The sequence below is a fragment of the Terriglobia bacterium genome, assembly GCA_020073495.1.
Taxonomy (GTDB): Bacteria; Acidobacteriota; Terriglobia; order Terriglobales; family Acidobacteriaceae; genus JAIQFD01.
Genome location: JAIQFD010000002.1, coordinates 90481 through 113814, shown reverse-complemented (window position 1 = coordinate 113814; position 23334 = coordinate 90481). Strand labels below are relative to the sequence as shown.

At 63.2% G+C, this 23334-nt stretch carries 15 protein-coding genes and 1 tRNA gene; 13 read left to right on the top strand and 3 right to left on the bottom strand.

Annotated elements, in window-relative coordinates; translation table 11 throughout:
• The first annotated feature begins 98 nt into the window (after positions 1-98).
• From msrP to LAN37_04255, 3 genes are all read left to right on the top strand, one after another.
• Positions 99-1070 carry a protein-methionine-sulfoxide reductase catalytic subunit MsrP gene (gene msrP, locus LAN37_04265; GenBank protein ID MBZ5646420.1) on the top strand — a complete coding sequence of 324 codons (972 nt, stop codon included), beginning with the start codon at positions 99-101 and terminating at the stop codon, positions 1068-1070.
• Between the two features lie 67 nt (positions 1071-1137).
• Entirely contained in the window at positions 1138-1779 is a 642-nt protein-coding gene (locus LAN37_04260; protein MBZ5646419.1) for a sulfoxide reductase heme-binding subunit YedZ, read from the top strand.
• Positions 1780-1797: 18 nt separating this feature from the next.
• Entirely contained in the window at positions 1798-2889 is a 1092-nt protein-coding gene (locus LAN37_04255) for a nucleotidyltransferase family protein (GenBank protein ID MBZ5646418.1), read from the top strand.
• 99 nt (positions 2890-2988) lie between these two features.
• On the opposite strand, the gene galT is transcribed toward LAN37_04255, so the two are convergent.
• Positions 2989-4014 (bottom strand): galactose-1-phosphate uridylyltransferase, encoded by a 1026-nt coding sequence (gene galT / locus LAN37_04250; protein MBZ5646417.1) that lies wholly within the window; start codon positions 4012-4014, stop codon positions 2989-2991.
• 170 nt (positions 4015-4184) lie between these two features.
• Between galT and asd the strand changes: the two genes are divergently transcribed.
• From asd to LAN37_04220, 6 genes are all read left to right on the top strand, one after another.
• Positions 4185-5237, top strand: a complete 1053-nt coding sequence (gene asd, locus LAN37_04245) for an aspartate-semialdehyde dehydrogenase (GenBank protein ID MBZ5646416.1) — start codon at positions 4185-4187, stop codon at positions 5235-5237.
• Complete coding sequence (gene lysC / locus LAN37_04240) at positions 5234-6607, top strand: lysine-sensitive aspartokinase 3 (protein ID MBZ5646415.1); 1374 nt, start codon at positions 5234-5236, stop codon at positions 6605-6607. The genes asd and lysC overlap by 4 nt, the downstream gene beginning before the upstream one ends.
• On the top strand, positions 6604-7299 hold the full coding sequence (locus tag LAN37_04235; protein MBZ5646414.1) for a 4-hydroxy-tetrahydrodipicolinate reductase: 696 nt from the start codon (positions 6604-6606) through the stop codon (positions 7297-7299). Before lysC ends, LAN37_04235 begins: the two co-directional genes overlap by 4 nt.
• Before the next feature lie 119 nt (positions 7300-7418).
• Positions 7419-7503 (top strand) — tRNA-Leu (locus tag LAN37_04230).
• 220 nt (positions 7504-7723) lie between these two features.
• Positions 7724-10870: a protein kinase gene (locus LAN37_04225; protein ID MBZ5646413.1), complete on the top strand. Its 3147-nt coding sequence runs from the start codon at positions 7724-7726 to the stop codon at positions 10868-10870.
• 361 nt (positions 10871-11231) lie between these two features.
• Positions 11232-15815 carry a choice-of-anchor D domain-containing protein gene (locus LAN37_04220; GenBank protein MBZ5646412.1) on the top strand — a complete coding sequence of 1528 codons (4584 nt, stop codon included), beginning with the start codon at positions 11232-11234 and terminating at the stop codon, positions 15813-15815.
• A gap of 67 nt (positions 15816-15882) precedes the next feature.
• Here LAN37_04220 and LAN37_04215 read toward each other — a convergent pair whose 3' ends face one another.
• The gene (locus LAN37_04215) at positions 15883-19437 is read right to left on the bottom strand and encodes a tetratricopeptide repeat protein (GenBank protein MBZ5646411.1); all 3555 of its coding nucleotides are present in this window, start codon (positions 19435-19437) and stop codon (positions 15883-15885) included.
• 538 nt (positions 19438-19975) lie between these two features.
• On the opposite strand from LAN37_04215, the gene LAN37_04210 reads away from it, so the two are divergent.
• The 4 genes from LAN37_04210 to LAN37_04195 all read left to right on the top strand — a co-directional run bounded on the left by LAN37_04210 (position 19976) and on the right by LAN37_04195 (position 22560).
• A complete protein-coding gene (locus tag LAN37_04210; GenBank protein MBZ5646410.1) occupies positions 19976-20335 on the top strand; it encodes a winged helix-turn-helix transcriptional regulator in 360 nt (119 codons plus the stop codon).
• A 122-nt stretch (positions 20336-20457) separates the two neighbouring features.
• Positions 20458-20919, top strand: coding sequence for a hypothetical protein (locus LAN37_04205; GenBank protein MBZ5646409.1), 462 nt, complete (start codon positions 20458-20460; stop codon positions 20917-20919).
• Positions 20920-21088: 169 nt separating this feature from the next.
• Positions 21089-22267, top strand: a complete 1179-nt coding sequence (locus tag LAN37_04200) for an exo-alpha-sialidase (GenBank protein MBZ5646408.1) — start codon at positions 21089-21091, stop codon at positions 22265-22267.
• The gene (locus LAN37_04195; GenBank protein MBZ5646407.1) at positions 22264-22560 is read left to right on the top strand and encodes a MoaD/ThiS family protein; all 297 of its coding nucleotides are present in this window, start codon (positions 22264-22266) and stop codon (positions 22558-22560) included. The genes LAN37_04200 and LAN37_04195 overlap by 4 nt, the downstream gene beginning before the upstream one ends.
• Positions 22561-22573: 13 nt before the next feature.
• Here LAN37_04195 and LAN37_04190 read toward each other — a convergent pair whose 3' ends face one another.
• Positions 22574-23290 (bottom strand): hypothetical protein, encoded by a 717-nt coding sequence (locus LAN37_04190; protein MBZ5646406.1) that lies wholly within the window; start codon positions 23288-23290, stop codon positions 22574-22576.
• Positions 23291-23334 lie beyond the last annotated feature (44 nt).

Here is a 23334-nt window from a genome sequence, read left to right as displayed (position 1 = left end):
TCGTTGGCTTCTCTGCTCATCTCTCTGAAACTTTTGCAAGGGATACGTGTCTGATGAGAGGGGGAATCCAGCGTCCGGACCATACATAGATTGCAGCCATGCTGATCAAGAAGCCGTCTGATATCCCGTCGTCCGAGATCACGCCCAGAAGCTCCTACCTGGACCGGCGCAAGTTCATGGCCGGCATGGGAGTCGCGGGGGCGGTGCTGCTGGCCGGGCCGAGGCTGCTCGAGTTCGTATCGCCAGAGTCCGCGCTCGCGGGGACCAAGCTCCCCGGCCTCAAGACCACCATCAAGACCGACGAGAAGCAGACGCCGTACAAGGACCTCACCACCTACAACAATTTCTATGAGTACGGCGTGAACAAGGACGACCCCGCGCGCGAGGCGTACCGCCTGAAGCCACAGCCGTGGAAGGTCTTGGTGGAAGGTTTCGTCAAGAAGCCGCTCGAATACGACATTGACCAGCTCATGAAGATGGCGACGCTGGAAGAGCGCATCTACCGCCACCGCTGCGTCGAAGGCTGGTCCATGGTGATCCCCTGGGTCGGCTACTCGCTGTCGAACTTCATCAAGCAGGTGGAGCCGGCGTCGAAGGCCAAGTACATCGAGTTCGTCACCCTTGCCGATCCCGCTCAGATGCCCGGCGTGCGCCAGGCGGTCCTCGATTGGCCCTACGTAGAGGGTCTGCGCATGGACGAAGCCATGCACCCGCTCGCCCTGCTCTGTTTCGGCCTGTACGGTGAAACGTTGCCCAACCAGAACGGAGCTCCCGTCCGCGTCGTGCTGCCCTGGAAGTACGGATTCAAGAGCTGCAAGTCCATCGTGAAGATCCGCTTTGTGGACCACGAGCCTAAGACCGCGTGGAACAAGGCCGCGCCCAACGAGTACGGCTTTTACTCGAACGTCAACCCGAACGTGGACCATCCGCGCTGGAGCCAGAAGACCGAACGCCGCATCGACGGCAGCGGCTTCTTCGCCTCCATTAAGAAGCGTGAGACGCAGATGTTCAACGGGTACAGCGAGGTCGCCGGCCTGTATAGCGGCATGGACCTGAAAAAATATTATTGAATTGTCATCCCGAGCGAGGACGCGCCGAACCGCGCGCGTCCGAGTCGAGGGACCTGCTTTGATCTCTATGAAACGCGTCCCAATCCTGAAAGTCGCTGTCTTCCTCGCTTGCCTGGGGCCGCTGGTGCGGCTGGTGTGGAAGGGCGTCCAGGGGACGCTGGGCGCCAACCCCATCGAGTTCATCACACGCTCCACTGGCGAGTGGGTCCTGGTCTTCCTGATGGCGACGCTCGCCATCACGCCGCTGCGCAAGCTCACCGGCATCGCCGACCTGATCCGCTTCCGCCGAATGCTCGGCCTGTTCGCTTTCTTCTACGGCGTGCTCCACCTGACGACCTACGTCTGGCTCGACCAGAACTTCAATTTCGCCGGCATGGTGCCGGACGTCTACAAGCGTCCCTTCATCACCGCCGGATTCAGCGCATTTGTCCTCATGCTGCCGCTGGCGTTTACTTCGACGCGCGGCTGGATCGGCCGCCTGGGCGGCAAACGCTGGCAGACGCTTCACCGCTTGATCTATTTCAGCGCCCTGGCGGGCGTGATCCACTTCCTCTGGCTGGTGAAGCGCGTGACCGTCAAGCCGCAGACGTATGCTGTCATCTTCGCCATCCTGATGCTGTCCCGCCTGGCCTTGTGGATCGTGCCGGCCATCGGACGCAGCCGTACGGCGCGTCCCGCTTCGCCGGCCCTGAGCCCGCAGGCCGACTAGCGCGGGCGCATTAGAATAGTGGCCATCGCCGCCACCTCCATCGTCGCCCCGCACGACCAGTTCGCCGCCCTCATCGCCTTTCTGCGCGGCGACGACACCCAGTTCGCTCACGCGGACCTGTCCTTCGCCATTCGCCACGGTCTTGCGCCGCAGCTTTATCGGCGCCTCCCACAGCTTCGCCCCCGCCTCGAAGAACGCTTCCAGCAGAACCTACGGCGCTCGCTGCTGCTGAGTTCGGAGCTGCCTCGCTTGCTCGACGCCCTCCCGCCCGCGCTCGCCTTCAAGGGCCCGGTCCTGGCACAGCGTCTGTACGGCGACGTCGCCGCGCGCGAGTATTGCGATCTCGACCTGCTACTTCGCCCCGACGACATCCCAGCGGCCATCGCCACGCTCGGAAAGATGGGCTTCACCGCCGCGCTGCCGCTGGAGCCCTGGCAGCTCCAGGCGCATCTGCGTTCCGGCTGCGAGTACGCCATGTCGGACGGCCGCATCCATGTCGAACTCCACTGGCAATACGTTCCGCGACAATTCGGCGATGTCTTCGACCTGGATCAACTTTTCGCCCGATCGGCAAAGGTTCGCATCGGCGACCGCGACATACCCGCGCTTTCGCCAGAAGACGATCTACTCATGCTGACGGTCCACGCGACCAAACACGGCTGGAACAAGCTGGCGCACGTCGCGGATATAGCCGCCCTCCTGCGCGCATGCTCAATGGACTGGGACTATGTGAAGGGGGAAGCCTTGGACCGCCGCACCGGCCTGGGATTCTGCATCGCCTGCATGCTTGCGGACTGGTGCGGTGCCCCTTTGCCGGAGGACGTTCGCTCTGTCGCTGCAAACGATCGTGAAACCAAACCTCTGGTGGAAATAGTGAAGCGCAATTTCGAGAACGGCGCTGACCTGGACGAGGATCTCGCCGCCCGGCACCGGTTCATCCGAGCGTCACGCGATACCTCCGCGGAGCGGCTCGCCTACCTGCTGCGCTATGCGTTGATCCCCACGCTGGATGACTGGAATTACGTCCGCCTGCCGTGCGGTCTGCGCTGGCTCTACCCCGCAGCGCGCCTCGTGCGCCTCGCCACAAAATCCTCCACGGTGTCATCCTGAGCGAGCGCGCCCCGTTTTGGGCGCGCGAGTCGAAGGATCGCTACCTAAGAGACAAAGGGCCGGGGGCTCCGCCTCTGTGTTCCTCTGTGTTCGCTGTGTCTAGGTTTTCGTAGCCGCCGCGGTCAACTGATCGGTCTTGACGTTCCGCAGGAACTCCGCCGCCGCCTCCGGCAGCACCGTGTTGATGAACATCCCCGATCCAAGCTCGAACCCTGCGACCCGCGTCAGCCGCGGGATCACGCTCAGGTACCAGTGGTAGTACTTAACGCCGGAGTTCTCGTGCGGCGCGGTGCGGATGGTGTAGTTGAAGTCCGGGTTCTCCAGTCCGACGTACAGCTTCGCCAGGACGGCGCGCAGCACGTGTGCCAGGTCCTCGATCTCGACCGGGTCGATCGCCCCGAAGCTCGCCATGTGCCGCCGCGGATAGATGTAGGTGGCGAACGGCGTCGCCGACGCGAATGGTTCCCCCACCACGAAATGATCGGTCGCCATCACGATGCGCGATTTCTCCGCGATTTCCTCCGCCAGTCCCGAGCAGAACATGCACTCGCCGAACTCGTCGTAGTGGCGCAACGCCTCGTACAGGCGGTAGCGCACCTGGGAGGAGATCACTGGCGTCGCGATCAGCTGCGAGTGCGGGTGCTCCAGGCTGGTGCCGGCGCCGGCGCCGTGGTTCTTGAAAATGGTGACGTTCTCCACGCGCGGGTCCGCGCTGCACTCGTCAAACCTGGATTTGTAGCAGCGGATGATGTCGGCGACCTGGTCGTCGGCCAGCAGCGCCGTGGTCGCCGCGTGGTCCGGCGTCTCCACGATCACATCGTGGATGCCGACCCCGTTCATCGTCCGTCTCGACCGATGCACGTTGAACGTGGGCTGCCCTTCCCGCGACAGCGCCGCGAACTTGTTCGGCACCACCCGGCATCGCCAGGACCCGTTACCGTCGGGCACGTGCATCACCTCCGGCGGCGCCAGCTTCTCGTTCCCCGGGCAGAACGGGCACTTCTCCGAATAGTGCGGCAGCGGCTTGATGTCGCGTTTCACGCACAATTCTTCCGGCCGTTTCGCACGTTCCGTGGCCATGATGACCCATTCTTTGGTGAAGCGGTTCTGCCGTAGCTCGGGCATGGATCCCTCCTTCTTTCCAGCCGCGCAGCATACCAAAATCCCGCCTTGTCGGCGTGTGATTCCGCGCCTGGTGCCGTGTGACGAGGGCGACATCGGCGCCTCGCTCCCCCAATCCGACAACCCCCGAGCGAATCTGTGCTCGTACGCCGGTGTAGAATCCTCTGAAAGCGATGTCAGACCGAGTTCCTGTAGGGATCCTGGGCGCGACCGGAATAGTCGGCCAGCGGCTCATCCAGTTGCTCGAACGCCATCCGTGGTTCGAGGTGAAGTGGCTTGCCGCCTCGGAGCGCTCCGCCGGACAACCATATCGCGATGCCACGCGCTGGCGCCTGAAGACGCCGATGCCGGAGTCCGTCGCCGGCCTGGTGGTTTCCCCGGCCACGCCCGAGGGCGCACCACACATCGTCTTCGCCTCGCTCGACGGCGCCATCGCGCGCGAGCTGGAGCCGCAGTTCGCCGATGCCGGCTGCGCCGTGATCTCCAACTCCAGCGCGATGCGCATGAAGCCGGATGTGCCCCTGGTCATCCCCGAGATCAACCCTGACCACCTTCGCCTGATCGAGGCGCAGTCCTGGCACAAGAAGTCGCGCGGCTTCGTGGTCACCAATTCCAACTGCTCGGCGATGGGCCTGGCGCTGGCACTGGCGCCCATCCAGAAACACTTCGGCCTGGAAAAGGTCTTTGTGGTCACGATGCAGGCGGTGAGCGGCGCGGGATACCCGGGTGTCGCCTCGCTCGACATCCTGGGCAACGTCATCCCCTATATCGCGCAGGAAGAGGAGAAGATGGAGGCCGAGACCCCGAAGATGCTGGGTTCGGTCAACGGAGCCGCCGCCGTCCCCGCCGATTTTGTGATGAGCGCGCAGTGCAACCGCGTGGCCGTCGAGGACGGGCATACGGAATCGGTGTCGGTAAAGTTGAAGCGGCCGGCGACGGCGCAGGAGATCATCGCCGCCTGGAGCGACTTCCGCGGCATCCCGCAGGAGAAGCGCCTGCCCAGCGCGCCCCAGCAGCCCATTGTCTATGATCCTGCTCCCGACCGTCCGCAGCCGCGCTTCGACGCCGACCGCGGCGCGGGCATGGCCATCAGCGTCGGCCGGCTGCGTCCGTGTCCCCTGCTTGATTGGAAATTCACCGTCCTGTCGCACAACACCATTCGCGGCGCGGCCGGTGCGGCCCTGCTCAACGCAGAACTCCTGAAGGCGCAGGGCTACTTCGAATGATCGTGATGAAATTCGGCGGAACGTCCGTGCAGGACGCTGCCGCCATCGAGCGCGCCGCCGAGATCGTGCGCTCGCGCCTCGGCCTGCGCCCGGCGGTGGTGGTCAGCGCGCTGGCGGGGGTAACCGACTCGCTGCTCGCCATGGGCAAGGCGGCCGGCGCCGGCGACCGCGACCTGGCGCTCGACCTCTCCCGCCAGCTCCGCGAGCGCCACTACACCGTCGCCGGCGAAGTGCTGGGGACCGGCGTCTTCACCCAGTTCCACTCCGAGCTGGAATCGCACTTTGACGCGCTCGACGAGCTGCTCCGCGGCATCGCCGCCGTCGGCGAACTCACCGACCGCACCGCCGACAATATCGCTTCCTTCGGCGAGCGCATCTCCAGCAAGATCGCCACCGCGGCCTTCTCGCTGCGCGGGATCGATGCAACGCATGTGGACTCCTCCAAGGTCATCGTCACCGACCAACGCTTTGGCCGGGCGGTCCCCGACTTCGAGGAGACCAACGACCGCCTGCGGCGCGAGGTCAAGCCGTTGATCGAGAAAGGGCGCGTGCCGGTGATGGGCGGCTTCATCGGCGCTACGCCCCAGGGCGCCATCACCACCATCGGGCGCGGCGGCTCGGACTTCTCCGCCGCCATCGTTGGCGCCGGGCTCGACTCGGCGGTCATCGAGATCTGGACCGATGTGGACGGCATGATGACCACCGATCCCAACCTCTGTCCCGGCGCGCGCCGCATCAAGGTCATCAGCTTCGACGAGGCCGCCGAACTCGCCTATTTCGGCGCCAAGGTCCTGCACCCGGCGACTCTACTGCCCGCGGTGCAGAAGAACATCCCGGTGCAGGTGCTGAATTCGCGGAAGCCGAACAATGAGGGCACGCGCATCACTTCGCGCGCGCCCCATTGCCGTAACGTCTTCAAGGCCATCGCCGCCAAGAAGCGCATCACCATCGTGGACGTGGTCGCCACCCGCATGCTGGGCGCGCACGGCTTCCTGAAATCCATCTTCGATGTTTTCGACAAGCACAGTTGTGTGGTGGATGTGGTTTCGACCTCCGAGGTCAGCGTCTCGCTCACCGTGGACTCCAACGAGGCCATCCCCGCCATCGCCGCCGACCTCGACAAGCTGGCCTACGTGAAATACGAGGGCCGCAAGGCGATCGTCTGCCTGGTGGGCGAGAACATCCGCGGCACCTCCGGCATTGCGGCCAAAGTTTTCTCTGCGATTTCCGACATCAACGTGCGTATGATTTCGCAAGGCGCGTCGGAGATCAACATCACCTTCGTGATCGACGAGGACGACGTCCCCGAGGCCGTCCGCCGCCTGCACGACGCCTTCTTCAGCGATCCCGACCCTGAGGTGTTTGAGTGAAGATCTGGGTGCTGGGCAAGGGCAAGACCGGCAGCATGGTCGCCGAGATCGCGAGCGAGCGCGGCCACGACGTACGCGCCCTCGACAGCAAGGAGAACCCGCACGCCTCGGCGCTGACCAAGGAAGCGCTTAAGGGCGTGGACATGGTCATCGACTTCACCACCCCGGACGCGGTGGTGGAGAACATCGAGGCCTGCTGCCGCGCCGGCGCCGACATGGTCGTCGGCACTACCGGCTGGGGAGAGCAGATGACGCACGTCCGCCAGCTGGTGGAGCAGAGCTACATCGCCTTTCTCTTCGCCTCCAATTTTTCCGTGGGCGTGAACGTCTTCTACGACATCGCGCGCGCCGCCGCCGCCGGACTGCAGCACGGCTACACCGCCAAGATCGTCGAGCGCCATCACGCCCAGAAGAAGGATGCGCCCTCCGGCACCGCGGTGAAGATCAAGAAGATCCTGCAGGCGGTCAGCGGCGACGAGGTGGAGATCACCTCCCTGCGCGAGGGCGACATCGTCGGCACCCACGTGATCCTCTTCGACTCTGCATACGACACCATGATGCTCATCCACGACGCCAAGTCCCGCCGCGGCTTCGCCGAGGGCGCCGTCCTGGGCGCCGAGTGGCTCAAGGGCAAGGAAGGCTTTTTCGATTTCAAGGATGTCTGGCAGCAGGTCCCCGCCAAGAAGCGGTAGGGTTCCTTCGTGACCTTCGTGCCTTCCTTTGTGTCCTTATGTATTGAGTTTTTTCTTTCGCACGAACCAGCGGCACCACTGGCAAACACCGTTCCGCCCCGGTGTATCCTAGTAACAGAGCGAAAGTGGCGGAATTGGCAGACGCACCAGACTTAGGATCTGGCGGGGAAACCCGTGGGGGTTCAAATCCCCCCTTTCGCACCAATGGTTTACTGGACCATGGCGGCCGGGGAGCGGCGGATGGTGGCTGTTCCGGTGGCTGTTGGTTCTGACCGTTCCACGCCCGCGCGCAATAGGCGTCGTCCAAACTGGAAGAGGGGCGTTAGAAAGAACCGTGCGCGAAACCAACGGTTTTCGCCCACTGAGCTTCCGCATTGACTCGCCTACCTCGGCAACCTAACATGGGCGGCCAATTGGGGGGGCCTTGGTCGGGCGAATCGTTTCCCACTATCACATCTTGGAGATGCTCGGTGGCGGCGGCATGGGTGTGGTTTACAAGGCCGAAGACACCACGCTGGGACGCTTTGTTGCTTTGAAATTCCTCCCGGAAGAACTTGCCCGGGATCCCCAAGCGCTGGAACGCTTCCGTCGGGAAGCGCGAGCCGCTTCCGCGCTGAACCATTCCAATATCTGCACCATTCATGAGATCGGAGAACACGATGGTCAGCCGTTCATCGTCATGGAGTTTCTCGATGGCAAGACGCTGAAGCATACAATCGCCACCCGGCCGTTGGAACTGGAGCGACTGCTGGAAATCGGCATCGAGGTGGCGAATGCACTGGATGCCGCCCATGCCAAAGGCGTCATCCATCGCGACATCAAGCCTGCGAACATCTTCGTGACCGAGCATGGACACGCCAAGGTTCTAGACTTCGGCCTGGCCAAGGTGATCCAGCCCAGGTTGGAACCGGCAATGGCGGCCGCGGCAGCGACGGCGGTCGGCGAGGAGCACTTGACCAGCCCGGGTACTGCCGTGGGCACTGTGGTCTACATGTCGCCCGAGCAAGTACGGGGCAAGGAGTTGGATGGACGGACAGACCTATTCTCCTTCGGCGTCGTACTTTACGAAATGGCGACAGGAGTCCTGCCCTTCCGAGGCGAGACCTCTGGAGTCATCACCGAGGCGATTCTTAACCGTACGCCGGTGTCTCCTATCCGCCTCAATCCCGATCTGCCGCCCAAGCTCGAAGAGATCATCAACAAGGCTCTGGAGAAAGACCGGAAGCTCCGCTACCAAAACGCCTCAGACTTGCGAGCCGACCTGGCGCGTCTGAAGCGCGACAGTGATTCCGGTCGCACCATCGCGGCTGCCGTGCCCGAGGTTCCGGCGCCAGCACCGCCTATGGAAGTGTTATCCGGATCGACGGGGGCGGTGACACCCGCATCGACCCAGCCTGCGAGCGGCAGCAGTCCGGTTAGCGCAACCGTGACCCCAGCGATCGGTGCCGTCACAACGACCCCTTCTACTGGTACTTCCACCGTCACCACGGCAAGTGGCACCGTTCCGCTGCCTCCTGGGCAGCCCCAGCCAATAGGTCGAAAATGGCTTATTCCCGTTGTCGCTGCGGTTGTCGTGGTTGCCGCCGTGCTTGCCTGGTGGCTTTTGCGCGGCCGCGTGGCCGGTCCCAGCGCAGGGCACAAGGCCCTCGCCGTGCTGTATTTCAATAACCTCTCGCAAGACCGCTCGCTCGACTGGTTGGACCGGGGCCTGACGGAGATGCTCACCACCAATCTGGCACAAGTCCAAGGCCTGGATGTGCTCTCCACCGAGCGTGTGGAAGGCTCGCTCCAGCGCATCGTCGGCAAGAAGGACACCACCATGGACCCGGGGCTCGCGCAGGCGGTGGCGCGCGACGCTGGTGCCGACGCCTTCGTCAGCGGCGCCCTGCTGAAGGTTGGGCCCGCCCAACTCCGTCTTGACGTCCGCGTGCAGGACACCCGTACCGGCCAGATCCTTTTCTCCGACAAGCTGGAAGGGGAAAGCGTTCAAAACATCTTCGGAATGGTGGACTCCCTCACCGCGCGCATCGCTCGCCGTTTTCTGCCCGCCGGTAGTCTGCCCGAGAACGCCCCGGCCATCGAGCAAGCGTCCACTTCCAACATCGAGGCCTACCGTCATTACCAATTGGCACGCGAATACGACCGTCGTTTCCTTGCTGACGACGCCATACGCGAGCTCGAGGAAGCCGTGCGTCTCGATCCCCAGTTTGCATTGTCTTATCTGCTGCTGTCCGGTCAGTACGAGACCGAGGGAGACCTGGCCAAGGCGGACGAGATGGCCCGCAAGGTTGACCAGTTCCAGTCCCGCTTGCCGCGCCGCGAGCAGCTTTTGTTTCAGGTCAACAAGGCCTATCGTTCCCGCGACGGGCAAGCGGTGATTAAGGCTTTCGAATCTGTGGTCGCGGAGTTTCCACGCGATACGGATTCGCGCGCCAACCTGGCTGACTGGTTGCACCAGTTCAATCAGGATGAACGGGCCTTGGGCATCCTTCGAGACGGCCTGGCGGCCGAACCCAAAGACGAAGCCCTACTAAACGAGCTCTGTTACGTGCAGGCCAGGCGGGGCGACCAGGCCGCCGCGCTCGACGCGTGTACTCAGTACAGCGCACTTCGCCCCGGTGATCCCAATCCTTGGGATACTCGTGGCGATGTCCTTCACCGGTTCGGGCGTGATGACGAAGCCGTCGCCGCCTACCGCAAAGCTCTGGAGCTTAAGCCGGACTTTCAGGCTTACGTCGAGTACCTGAAGCTGGCTCTGGTTTACGCTGATCAGGGGAAATATGCGCTGGCGGATGCGGCCTTCCTGGAGTACGCACAGCGCACCACGCCTCTGTCTCGCTTGTACCTGCCCGTGTTCCAGGGGCAGTTCCACCAGATGCGTGGTGATCTCGACGGTGCCTTCGAAAGCTACCACAAAGCGGTCTCGCAGCTCGCTCGTGCGGGCCAATCCCTGGGAGCCGGCGAGGCTCTCTATTCATTCGCCATTCTGGCGACGCTCATGGGCGATAGCTCTGGCGCGCTGTCCTTCGCGCGGCAGCAGAAGCTCTATGGTGAAGAATTGCAGTCCGTGTCGTTCTTGGAAGCGATTCGTGGAGAGCAGGCTGCCTCGGAGCGCAGCCTCCAGCAGTTAGCGACCGAGCATCCCTGGATTGGTCGCCATGCCCTGGAACGCCAGCGCGCCTACAACGACATGGCCGTCGCTCTGGTTCACAGCGACGCCCACGGCGCGCTGGCCGCCATAGCTCGCCTCCCCAACCAACAGGTGGCAGACGTGCTGTTTGCTAACGCGCGCGCGCACTTGCTGTTGAAGGATTATGCCTCCGCCGAGCAGGAGTTTCGACGCGCCTTTACAGAGGGAACTCAGCGAGGCAACTACAGTGATATGCGCCGCCAAGTTCCTCTCGTGGCGCTGCTTTGCCCCTTCTATCTGGGCCAACTGTACGAAGCCACCGGCAAGCGCGACCAAGCCGTGAATGAATATCAATCGTTCCTGTTGCACTTCGAGAGTTCCCATACCCGACTGCCGCAGGTCGCTGAAGCTCGTGCTGCGCTCAAGAGATTGATGCCTTGAAGAAGGCCAGGCCTTTACATCCTCTTCGGCTCTGCTTGCCGAAACCATGTGACTTTCGAAGAGAGGAGACACCCTCTAGCATCCTCTGGGCAAGCAGAAGATTGCAGCAGGGTCGCTGACAGGCTTCTTGCTGTTTTTGTGCAAGAATTTTCATCCTTGCCGGCCCGACAGATTCGCATTCTTACTTCGCCAAAGACATTTCATGAGAACTTGGTTCCGCAGAATCAATGTCTTGACACGAGCTTGTCGTTGTCCTGTATAGTGGCCTCCCGATTTGGCAGTCCGGATGCAATCATTCTTCTCAATCTCTATCCACAGGTTCCCAAGTCTTAGGTTCGCTGACCCACCCCGGAGGGTCCAGATGCGCGCAGTCCGCACGCTGCTTTGCCTGATCTTCAGCTTGGCGTTGTTCGCCGTCAACACAGCCGCCGCCGACTTGCCCACCTCGTCGAAAAGTTCCGCCCCAGCGAAGGCGATGCCACCCAGCGCGAAAAGTGTGGTGCAGAATCTGGGCAGGCTGCCACTCCGCTTCGAGCCGAATCAGGGGCAGACGGATGCGCGGGTGAAATACATGGCGCACGGACCGGGCTACACGCTCTTTCTGACCAAGGACGAGGCGGTGCTCACCCTGGCAAAGCCGATCAAGGGTGAGAAATCCGAGCGACACAGGATCGATCCTGACGATGCCGAGGCGGCTCCGCCGGAATTCGAGACCTCCGTGGTCCGCATGCGCCTGGTCGGCGCCGACCCGGCCGCCACGGTGCAAGCTGCGTCGCCGCAGGCAGGCACGACCAACTACTTCATCGGTAACGACCCCAAGAAGTGGCACACCAAGGTTCCCGGTTACGACCGCGTGTCCTACAGCTCGGTCTATCCCGGGATCGATCTGGTCTTTTACGGCAACCCGCAGCGGCTGGAGTTTGACTTCACCGCCGCTCCCGGCGCCGATCCCAGCAAGATCCAATTGGCCTTCGAGGGCGCGGATACGATCGAGAAATCCGCCTCCGGTGATCTGCTCATCCACGCCGGCAGCCAGACCGTCACCGTGCACAAGCCGTTGGTCTACCAGGCGGACACGAGCAAGCCGATCGACGCACAGTTCGTAGTGCGCGCGGACAACCGGGTCAGCTTCGCGCTGGGCGCGTACGACCGCTCGAGAGCGCTGACCATCGACCCGGTGCTGACGTATTCGACCTATCTGGGCGGCAGCGGGTCCGACATCCCGCTGGGGATCGCGCTGGATGCTCAGGGCGACATCATCATCGCGGGCACCACGATCTCTCCAGATTTCCCCATCCAGAACGCTTTGTATCCTGAACCATTGGGCAACTCCGATATTTTTGTGACCAAGCTCGACCCACTGGGCAGGAAGCTGGTCTACTCCACCTATGTGGGCGGCTCCGGCGCCGATGGAACCTTTTCCAACTTCGGCACAAACATGTTGGCGGTGGACGGCTCCGGCAACGCCTACGTCGCCGGGCTGACGCAGTCGCACGACTTCCCCACGATGGGCCCCATCCAGGCGAACCACGGTGGCGGCGACAACGACGCGTTCGTCTTTGAACTCAGAGCGGACGGGCAAGCGCTGCTGTTCTCCAGCTACTACGGGGGCACCGCCAACGATTATGCGATCGGCATCGCTCTCGACGCGGCCGGCCACATTATCCTGGGCGGAAACACGGACTCAACGGATTTTCCGCTGGTGGGCGCCCTGCAATCCCAACCAGGCGAGGCGGGACTCTACACCCAGACCGACGGCGTGAACTGGAACGCATTCAATAACGGTCTGACGGGAACGGACGTCTGGGCCATCGCCGTGGATCCCACCAACCACGCCACCATCTACGCCGGCGCCAACGGCGGCGGTGTGTACAAGAGCACCGACACGGGGGCGCACTGGACGGCTACTAATACGGGTATCAACACCGGCTTGAGTGTCCGGGCGCTCGCCGTCGATCCCGTCACCCCCACGAACGTTTACGTGGGAACGCTCACCGCATTCTCCCGGAGCACCAATGGCGGGGCGAGTTGGACGACGACGCTCAGCCGCAACATCCGCTCCATCGTCGTGAACCCGGCCTCGCCCAACATTGTGCTGGTCGCTGCCAATGGTGGCGTTTGGCGCAGCACGAATTTCGGGGGCTCGTTCACCCATGTTGCCGGCACGTCGGGCACGTGGTTTTGGCTGGCAGTCGATCCCAGCAATGCCAACCGCGTGTTAGCGGCGGCGGGCGCGGGCGTGTTCGTCAGCACCGACGCCGGGGCTACATGGACATCGCTGGGCAGCGGCTTGCCCACGGCGCAGGTGATCGCCGTCGATCCGTTCTATCCGAATACTCTTTATGCATCCGTGCTCAACGGCACAAACTTGACGCCGAACGGCTTCTACCGGAGCATCGACGGTGGGGCGACGTGGCCGCTGCACAGCCTCGACGGCTCCAACATTACGGACATCAGGCCCTCGCCCACCGTGCCCAACCGGATCTATGCAACGCGCCGCGGCAACTCGGTGGTGAAGAGTACCGACAGCGGCGCAAATTGGTCGTTCGAACTGAGCCAGGCTGGGTTCCGCGGGATGGCGGTGGTGGCGGGCTCGCCCGACATCCTTTATGTCGGCACGACAGCACAGGATGGCTGGGTGGCCAAGCTGGCGGCAGGCGGCGCGGCAGTGCTCTATTCCACCTACATCTCAGGCAACCGCACCGACTCCGTGCTTGGTGTCGCAGCCGATCCGTTCGGGTGTGCGTCGGTGGCCGGGGCGACTCAATCGGACGAGGGCTTGCCGATCGTCAATGCCTATCAGGGCGTCAACCCGAGCGGCAGCTCATGTTTCGTCACCAAGATCAACCCGGCGGGTTCCGCCTACGTCTTCTCCACCTATCTGGGCGGCACGGTGCTGGATCAGTGCTTCGCCGCGACCGCTGATTCCGCCGGAAATGTGTACGTGACCGGGAGCGGAGAATCGCCCGACTTCCCGACAGTGAACGCGGCGCAACCCGGCTTTGGCGGGTTCTTCGACCTGTTCATCACCAAGTTCTCTCCCGGCGGTTCTGTGCTGTACTCCACCTTCTGGGGCGGCTCGGGCGACGAAGACGGACGCAGTTTGTTCGTCGACGCATCCGGAAGCCTGTACTTGACAGGTGACACCGGATCGTCGAATTTTCCGGTCACCGAGAACGCCACCCAGCCGTATCCAGGTTTCAACTCCGAAAGTGGTGGCGAGAATGCGGTCGTGGTCAAGCTGACTTCGAACGGCGCGGTACAGTTCTCCACGTATCTTGGCGGCAGCGGATTCGATAACGGCGATGCGGTCGTAGCCAATGCGACCGGCGACGTCTACGTCGCGGGCCTGGCCACTTCCCAGGATTTCCCGCTGGTCAGCCCCTTCCAATCGGTGGACAACACAGTGGGCGGGGGAACGAACTTCATCAGCAAGATCGCCTTCTTCCCTCCGGCGGTGCTCCTGAGCAGCCACGCCTTGAATTTCGGTCCGGTGATCCAAAACCTCACCAGCCCGCCGCAGATCGTCACGCTCACCAACACCGGTTCCGGGCCGCTGCACATTGAACACCACGCGCTCAGCGGGCCGGTGAACCCGGGCAGCCCGTTCTTCTATACAACCAACTGCGGCGACGTGGTGGCCGCCGGAGCGATGTGTAGCGCCTCGTTCACCTTCACGCCGCCGGGCCTCGGGATCTTCAACGACCAACTGAATATCAGGGATGATGCGCCTGATAGCCCGCAGATCATCACCTTCACCGGCACCGGCATCCCCACCTTCGCGGCGGCGATAGTTACGCCCGCCGCCCTGCACTTTGGGAACGTGGGAGTGAACTTCACCAGCCCAGGTCAGGACGTCACCATTACCAGCACCGGCACCGCGCCGCTGTTGTTCAACAGCTTCACCACCAGCGACCCGCAGTTCGCCATCAGCAACAACACCTGCCCGCCTTCGCTGAATCCGGGGCTCTTCTGCACGGTTACCGTGACCGTGACCCCGGCGGCAACCGGTCCCGTCTCCGGCACGCTGTACATCAGCGACAACGCACCTTACAGTCCGCAGGCCGTGAGCCTGGACGCCAACGGCACCCAGAGCGTCACCGTCACGCAGCCCTTGAGCCCGACCGATCAGAATACTTTCAACTTCCCCGGCACCACGTTCAATTATGGGATCCAGTATCCGCCGGGAACGGATTTCGCCGGTGTGACGGCCGCGGTGACAGCGGCTTTCGTCTCCACCCCCGATTTCCATACCCGCATCGCGCCTTCGTTTCCGGGCGCCCAGTGCATCGTCTACGACGGCAGCAGCGGCAGTTGCACCGTCTTCCAGGTGAAGTGCACGCCCAGCCCCTGCCCCAGCGCTCCGCAGCCGAACATCACCGTCAAGACGGCCTTTGACAGCTCCCAGCCGATCGTCAATCCCGGCTTCCTCCAGGCGCCGTCAGGGACGAACAACTGGCACAACATCTTCACCGCCTTCTACCTGCCCAAGATCGACGGCACCATCAAGGGCAATACAGATCAGTTTTCTGATTTCGTGGTCGTGGACCTCGGACCCGCCCCGGGAGTGCCGGCCGGCACCTTCCTGGGCTTCCTGGCGCCACTGGGGCCGGCCAACGCCCGGGTGTTTTCGCACGGCGCCACCATCCCCATCACGTTCCGGGTCGTTCCTTCGAGCTCGGTTACCTCCCCGCCGAATATCATCTCGGTGCAGTCGTTCGTGACCAATGCCACAGCCAAGCTCACGCTGGTCACCGGCGTGACGCCGGAGCCTGTGCACCTGGCGAACACCCATGGCACGCCGCCCAATATCTTTAAGTACAACTCGGCGCTTCACGCCTACGAGTTTTACCTGGATACGACGGGACTGCCGGCGGGACAGTACCAACTGACCGTGTTCTCGAACTCGTTCCCGGCGCAACAGGTCACGTTCACATTGCAGTAAGCGTTTGCGGCAAGACGAATGGGGGCGCGGTTCCGCGCCCCTGCTTTTTTTCGCGCGGGCAAGCCGATCACATCAACTTGCTCGCGTCTGCGTAGATGCCATTGAGCTCTTGGTCTTTGGCGATGGCGTCCGGGCCCGCATCCGTCTTGATCTCATCGAGCAGCCGGACCGCCTTGCGATAGTGCAGGGCGGCATCGGCCGCGTGGTTCTGCAGCCGCAGCGCCGTCGCGATGCCAAACTCGCTGCGTGCCATCAGGGCGCGGGCTTCGAGCTTCTCCGCCCGCCCGGTGGCGCGCTCCAGTTCCTGCCGCGCTTTCGCATAGTCCTTCGCCGCCAGGTAGGCCTCACCGAGCTCGACCGCGCAGCGCACCGAGAGATATTTCAAACCCATGGTGTCCGCCTCCGGGCCCAGAGATCGTAACGCGGCGATCGCCGCTTGGGGGCGGCCTTCACGAATATCGACATGGGCGAGCCGCACCTTGGCCGCGAGCGCGTGCTCGCGGTCCTTGGCGCGGACGGCGGCTTGCAGCGCTTTTTCGTACGATGAGCGAGCGCCGCGGTTGTCGCCATTCGCCATGGCCATATCGCCTTGCGCGTCGAGCGCGATGGCCGCGGCGGCGTCATTCTGGATCTCGCGGGAGAGCGCCAGCGATTCCTCCAAAGCTCCGCGCGCGTCGCTGCTTCTTCCCACCTCCGCCAGGGCCTCGCCGTAGCCCGCCAGGATCTCCGCCATCCATGGGCTGCGGTCCTTCAAATCGCGGAACGTCTTCAGCGCCTCCTGCTTGGCCTTCAGTGCCGCACCGAAACGGCCCTGGTACCCGAACACCGTCCCTAGGCTGTACGACTCGATGGCCGCGTCGCGTGTATTCCCCGCACTGCGCTGCAGGTCCAGGGCGCGCATATACGACTTCAGCGCCTGGTCGAACTGCCCCATCTTGTTCGCGGTCTCGCCCAAGTTGTGGAGCGTCTCTGCGAGTTCCGGAGCCTTCAGCTTCTCTCTTATCTGAAGCGCCTGCTCGTAATTGGTCCGCGCGTCTTCGTATTCGCCCTTAGCTAGGTAGACGTTGCCGATAGAATCCAGACAGAGAGCCTGCTTTGCCTCATCACTGACCTCTCTCTGCGCCTGCAAGGACTGTTTGTACAGCTTCAGTGCTTGATCGTGTTGACCACGATCTTCATAGAACTGGGCCACATCGATGAGAGTATCCCCAATTCCCTTCCTGTCCCCGATTTCTCGGCGGATCCGCAGTGATTCCTCGTAAGCCTGCTGCGCTTCACGCGCGTGTCCCAGCCGGTTTTGGACTTGTGCAATTTGGTCGAGACTCGCGGCCATTCCCCGCTTCTGACCGATCTTCCGCTTGATCTCCAGCGACTGCTGGTAATTGCTGAGCGCATCTTCGGGCCGGCCCATGAGCTTGTATGCGATCCCCGTCGCTTGGAGAATGTTCGCTTTCTCCTCCTGGTTGTCGAACTGCACCGCCAGATTGAGCGCCTTACTCAAGTAGTCGAGGGACCCTTGGGGATTGCCGCTCTTGATCTCGGTCCGCCCGGTCGCCAGCAGCCCGTCCACATACTTCGGATCCTGCGCCAGCACCCTGCCGTAGTGCAGCTTGGCTTTGTCGAACGCTCCCGTGGACTCGTAGAGGCCGCCGAGCGTGAACTGCACGTCGAGATCGTCGGGCGCGACCTGCGCCAGGTTCTCGTACGCCTGGATCGCCTTGGCGTTGTCGTTGGTGATGCGCGCGTGATTCGCCTGGATGAGATAGCGTTCGCGCTCGTCGAGCTTGTCGCTAAGGTCCACAGCCTTGCGCGAGGCCGTCTCCGCCTCGCTGTCGTAGCCCAGGGCCGACAATGTCTGCGCCAGCTTGGAGTAGGCGAGGGCGAACTCCGGGTCCTCCTTGGTCGCGGCCTCGAAGCGCTCGCGGGCTTTCAGATTGTCGACCTGTCGCGCAAGCTGCAGTCCCTCGTTGAAGTAGCGGACTGCCGACACGGATTTCGACGACGGCGCAAAGACCTTTCCGCGGATCGACTTGGCCGCTTCGCCCGACCCCAGAGTGTCGCGGATCTGCTGTGCCAACTGTCCGACCGCCGCCAGCAGCTCCTTTTCGTTCGGCGCCTCTGCCTTCAGCGTGGTCGAACGGTCCCGCTTGATGTCGCGCAGCGTCGCATCGATACGGATCTGCTCCCCTACTTTGACGAATTGCCCGGAAATAACGGTCTCTGCGCTGCTGAAGTCGGCGAGGCGCCGTGCCGTGGCAGGATCGACACCTTCATCGGTGCGGATCTTCAAGTCTTTTGCGATCTGCTGCAGTCTGTCCTGGGAAACCAGGTGCAATTGTGCCGACTGGCCGACGTCGGTGGTCAGCATGTCCGCCAGGCTTGGGCCCAGCCAGTCGAGCGACCCATCGCTCGAGGCGTTCCGGAACGGCAAGATCGCGACCGACACCACCGGGCCCGACGCCGCCTCCTGGGTGGAGTGCTCTCCGCCACCGGTGATCCGCTTGGCATACTTCATCCCGAACGCCAGCGCGATGCCGAACGCGCTGATCATCATCCACTTCCACGGCTTGGCATGCTTGGCCCCTTCGAGCACGCCCGGCGGCTTGGGTTTGTACACAACCCGTCCACCGCCCCGCCACACGTCCAGGTCGTGCAGGATTTCGGTCGCTTTCTGATATCGGTCCTTGGGATCGCGCTCCAGACACTTGCTGACGATCGCGCTCAGCCCCTCCGGAACGTCCGCGTCCACTTGCGACGCCGGCACCGCCCGTTCCTGGTTGCGCTTCATCAGGCTGGCGATGGCGCTGTCCGCCTTGTAGGGCATCTTGCCCGTGAGCAGTTCGTAGATGATCAGCCCCACCGAGAACAGGTCGGAGCGCGCATCCAGGTCCTTGCCCAGCGCCTGTTCCGGGCTCATGTACTCGATGGTGCCCACCAGGGCGCCGGTCTGGGTCATGCCGGACGACTCCACCGTCCGCGCCAGCCCGAAGTCCATCACCAGGATGCGGCCCTGCGTGTCGCGCATGATGTTCTGCGGCTTCAGGTCGCGGTGGATGACGTTTTCGGCGTGCGCCGACGCCAGTGCGCGGCACACCTGCTGCATGATCTCCACCGCCTCCGCCGGCGGCAGCTTGCCCCGCTCCTTGAGGATGTGGTGCAGGTCCTGGCCTTCGACGAACTCCATGGTGATGAACTTCATCCCCAGGTCTTCGCCCATGTCGTAGATGCGGATGACGTTGCGGTGCGTGATCTGCCGCGCCAGGATCAGCTCCTGCTTGAAGCGTTGCAGGATGGCGGGATTGCCGGCCAGCTCCGGCCGGATGACCTTGAGCGCGACCAGGCGGTCGAGTGCGTTGTCGCGCGCCTTGTAGACGGCGCCCATGCCGCCCTCCCCCAGCACCTGCACGATCTCGTAGCGCCCGGCCAGCACTGCGCCCGGTTTCAAGGTCGGTGGGGGCGCGATGGATGGGTCTAGGGCGCGGGCGGGTGCAGCACCCGCACCGCCGCCCGCCGGTACCAGGGTGGGCGCGTCTGCCGCCGAGCTCGGGATCGGGGTCTGCACCGCCTCGGGGACATACGTCGCGCCATCCGGATCTGGAGGTAGCTTTCTTGGGTCGTCCATGCGTCAACAGGCCGATGCTTCAGGACTCGGCAGGTTCCACCGCGTGTATGCCTGTAGGAAGTCTGCGGACAGTGGCGGAAGTTTGCTTTTCTTTGCGCCGCATGTCAACTGGGAAAACCCGCTCCCGCTCTAGTCCGGGTCGGTTTGCTTCGCAGCGTAAAGTGGTGGCTGTTCGTTTTCAGATTCCGTGCGTCTGGACGCAGCCCTGTGCGCCAAGCGAACCCGTGACTGATGGACCCTGTCACGCCGCGCAATTCCGTGCGTTTGCCTGCGCGACCCAAAATCAGACTTAGGATCTGGCGGGGAAACCCGCGGGGGCTCAAATCCCCCTTTCGCACCACCCCTAGTTCACTCCAAATCTGCAATCTGAAATCCACAATTCTCACCTTCAGATGACTTGCTTATTGCAAGTCATGCTGGTATCGTGTCTCCCAATGTGGGCGGGAAACTTAAGCTAAAACGACGTTCCGGCTGCCCGGTGAGTATCTCCCTCGAGGTATTCGGAGACCGCTGGTCGCTGCTGATCATCCGCGACTTGATGGTGCGCGGCTTCCGGACCTTCAAGGAATTCCAGCAGTCGGGCGAACGGATTGCGACGAATATCCTCTCGGAGCGTCTAAAGAGGCTTGAAGCGGCCGGCATCATCACGGCGGCGGCGGACGTGAAGGACCGGCGAAGGGCTCATTACCGCCTGACTGAAAAAGGCATCGATCTCGCGCCGCTGCTGTTGGACTTGCTTATTTGGGGGGCTCGGCACGAAAACTCGGGAGCAAATTGCGCCCTCATCGAGAAACTCGCGATGGATCGGGAACAGGTGCTCGCGGAAGTCCGGCGGCGCTGGCGGGACAGGGACCCGCTCCCGCTGCTCCCCAGGTCCGGGGGCTGGCAGTGGCCATGATTTGTCCGATGTGGGGCCTGAACTCTCATCCGCGAGCGTGCGCTTGCGCGCTTCCCGGATGGAGCCTGGCGACTCAAAACTCAACCTAGCCGACTCATAGAAGAGAAAAGGAGACAAAGACCATGGAATCCAAACCTACGCACGAACAAGCACAACTCCACCTGCAAGTCTTCGAACAGCGCCGCGAGGCCCGGTTGCGCCAAGCCCGCGACTGGTTCTTCAAGAATTACTTTCCGGAGACCGTAGAGGAGTCCATGAAGATCGCGGCTCCCGGAACGGAGAACGGCACCTTCGTCATGATGGTGCTCAGCTACTGGGAGCAAGCCTGCGCGTTGCTCAACTACGGGCTGCTGCACGAGGACCTGTTCTTCGAGACCAGCGGAGAATTCTTCGGGGTCTTCGAGCGGGTGCGGCCCATCCTGGCCCAAACCCGTCAACAGTGGGTGAGCCAACAGTTCCTCGCGCACACGGAAAAGGCAGCGCAGCGATATGAGACTTGGATCGAGACCCGCTCTCCGGGCCATATCGCCGCTATGCGCCAATTCATGAAGCAATGGCGGGCCCAGGTCGCAAAGGCCGCCTAAACCAACTCACGATCACCAGGGACCGAGCTTGGCTGTCGGGGAGCACGATCGTGCTCCCCGACAGGGCTCGCATATCGCCATCATCTTCGATGCGGGATCCGAAGGCGATTGAGTAAGAGAGGACGGACGCTTCTGCGCCCACTTGAATACTGATGAGAAGGAGAAACACATGAGCGGAGTACGAGTCCTGGTTGGCACGCGCAAGGGCGCATTCATCCTTACGTCGGACGGAAAGCGCGACAAATGGGACATCAGCGGCCCCCTCTTTGCGGGCTGGGAGTTGTACCACCTGAAAGGTTCGCCCGTCGACCCGAACCGTATCTACGCATCTCAGACCAGCGGCTGGTTCGGCCAGATCATCCAGCGCTCCAGCGACGGCGGCAAGACGTGGGAGACGCCCGGAGGCGAAAAGATGCCGGAGCCCGGCGGGCCGCCTGCCGGGCAAAGCAATAAATTCGTCTATGACACATCGAAAGAGACCGGCAAGCCTCTGACCACCCATCAGTTTTACGACGGCACCCAGCACCCGTGGGAGTTCAAGCGCGTTTGGCATCTCGAGCCCTCGCTTACCGACCCCGACACTGTGTATGCCGGTGTCGAGGACGCCGCCATCTTCCGCTCGACAAACGGCGGCACGACCTGGCACGAACTCGCGGGTCTGCGCGGCCACGGCACAGGACCCAAGTGGTCGCCGGGCGCCGGTGGCATGGGCCTGCACACCATAATCCTGGACCCAAGCAATCCCAAGCGGATGTACATCGCCATTTCAGCGGCGGGCGCGTTCCGCACCGACGACGCCGGCGCGACCTGGAAGCCGATCAACCGCGGGCTCCGTTCCCAATACATCCCCGACCCGAACGCCGAGGTCGGCCACTGCGTGCACCGCATCGCCATGCACCGCTCGCGCCCGGGCGTGCTTTTCATGCAGAAGCACTGGGACGTCCTGCGCACCGACGACGCCGGCGACAACTGGCACGAGGTCAGCGGCAACCTGCCCACCGACTTCGGCTTCGTGATCGACGTCCACGCGCACGAGCCCGAGACCATCTACGTGGTCCCCATCAAGAGCGACGGGGAGCACTTCGTGCCCGACGGCAAGCTGCGCGTCTACCGCAGCCGCAAGGGCGGCAACGAGTGGGAGCCGCTGAGCAAGGGACTGCCGCAGCGCGACTGCTACGTGAACGTGCTGCGCGACGCCATGTCCGTCGACACGCTCGATCCCTGCGGCGTCTATTTCGGCACCACCGGCGGGCAGGTGTACGCGTCGGCCAATGGCGGAGACAGTTGGACCGCGATCGTTCGCGACCTTCCCGCCGTGCTCTCCGTCGAGGCCCAGGCGCTGCCATGATCCGGGTCATACTCCCGGCGCACCTGCGGACGCTCGCGAAGGTCGAGGGCGAGGTGAAGCTCGAGGTCGCCGGTCAGATCACGCAACGCTCGGTGCTTGACGCCCTCGAGGCGAAGTACCCCATGCTGCGCGGTACCATCCGCGACCACGTAACCCTGAAACGCAGAGACTTCCTCCGATTCTATGTGTGCGAAGAGGATTGGTCGCTCGAATCGCCGGACACTCCGCTGCCCGAGGTGGTCGCCTCGGGCACGGAGCCCTTTTTGATCATCGGGGCCATTGCCGGCGGGTAGGTGAGCGTCCGCTCTAGTGCCGCTCCGGCAGTACGAACCCCACCCCGCGTTCCTCGTTCGCCGCCTTCGTCGCTTCCACATCGAGGTCGCCGAGAGCGACCTTCTTCGCGTGCCGCTCAGTAAAGATCCAGAGCGTCTGCCCGACGATGCCGTAGTTTTGGATCTCGCTGCGGTGGCCGTCGCGGTAGACCAGGATGGTGGGCGGTTCGGCGCGGGTCGGGCGCGCTTCGACGGGCGGCGAAGGTGGATTGTTGCGCGCGGCCTGCTCTTCCCTGAGCCGATCGACTTCGTCGGTGAGCCTCTCGATCTGCACCCGCAGCGCACTGTCGTCGTAGTTGGCGGCCGGCACTTGCTGCGCCACGGGGTAAGCCTGCATCCCGTAGTCAAAGCTGGGCCAGAAGATGGGCGGCGCCACGAAGAACTGGCTGCGGCAGAAGGGATCGAAGAATGCGCCGTTGAAGCAGCCACTGTTAAGGATGAATCGGTGGCGGTGGAAATTGCGGAACCCACGATTCACGATGATGGGACCATGGCGGGATCCGGGTGACGTTCTGAACCCGAAACCGGCCGGAGCTCCGGCCCTGCGCGGAGCACCCATCATCCGGGTTGCCGGCCCCATGCGAGGGGCCACGTGCACCGGACCTCGCGCGGAAACGCCCCTCATCTGCGCTTCGAGAGTGGGAACCAGGAGCGCGGCGGCCAATACGGCAATGACCACCCGGCGGTGCATATACAAAGTCTAGCGCAATCCAGGGGCCCCGGGCAGCCATTCGT

Coding starts and splice junctions, on each gene's coding strand:
- LAN37_04260 (MBZ5646419.1), top strand. CDS start 1,138: ATGAAACGCGTCCCAATCCTGAAAGTCGCTGTCTTCCTCGCTTGCCTG.
- LAN37_04215 (MBZ5646411.1), bottom strand. CDS start 19,437: ATGGACGACCCAAGAAAGCTACCTCCAGATCCGGATGGCGCGACGTAT.
- LAN37_04220 (MBZ5646412.1), top strand. CDS start 11,232: ATGCGCGCAGTCCGCACGCTGCTTTGCCTGATCTTCAGCTTGGCGTTG.
- LAN37_04210 (MBZ5646410.1), top strand. CDS start 19,976: ATGGTGCGCGGCTTCCGGACCTTCAAGGAATTCCAGCAGTCGGGCGAA.
- LAN37_04205 (MBZ5646409.1), top strand. CDS start 20,458: ATGGAATCCAAACCTACGCACGAACAAGCACAACTCCACCTGCAAGTC.
- msrP (MBZ5646420.1), top strand. CDS start 99: ATGCTGATCAAGAAGCCGTCTGATATCCCGTCGTCCGAGATCACGCCC.
- asd (MBZ5646416.1), top strand. CDS start 4,185: ATGTCAGACCGAGTTCCTGTAGGGATCCTGGGCGCGACCGGAATAGTC.
- galT (MBZ5646417.1), bottom strand. CDS start 4,014: ATGCCCGAGCTACGGCAGAACCGCTTCACCAAAGAATGGGTCATCATG.
- LAN37_04200 (MBZ5646408.1), top strand. CDS start 21,089: ATGAGCGGAGTACGAGTCCTGGTTGGCACGCGCAAGGGCGCATTCATC.
- LAN37_04190 (MBZ5646406.1), bottom strand. CDS start 23,290: ATGCACCGCCGGGTGGTCATTGCCGTATTGGCCGCCGCGCTCCTGGTT.
- lysC (MBZ5646415.1), top strand. CDS start 5,234: ATGATCGTGATGAAATTCGGCGGAACGTCCGTGCAGGACGCTGCCGCC.
- LAN37_04195 (MBZ5646407.1), top strand. CDS start 22,264: ATGATCCGGGTCATACTCCCGGCGCACCTGCGGACGCTCGCGAAGGTC.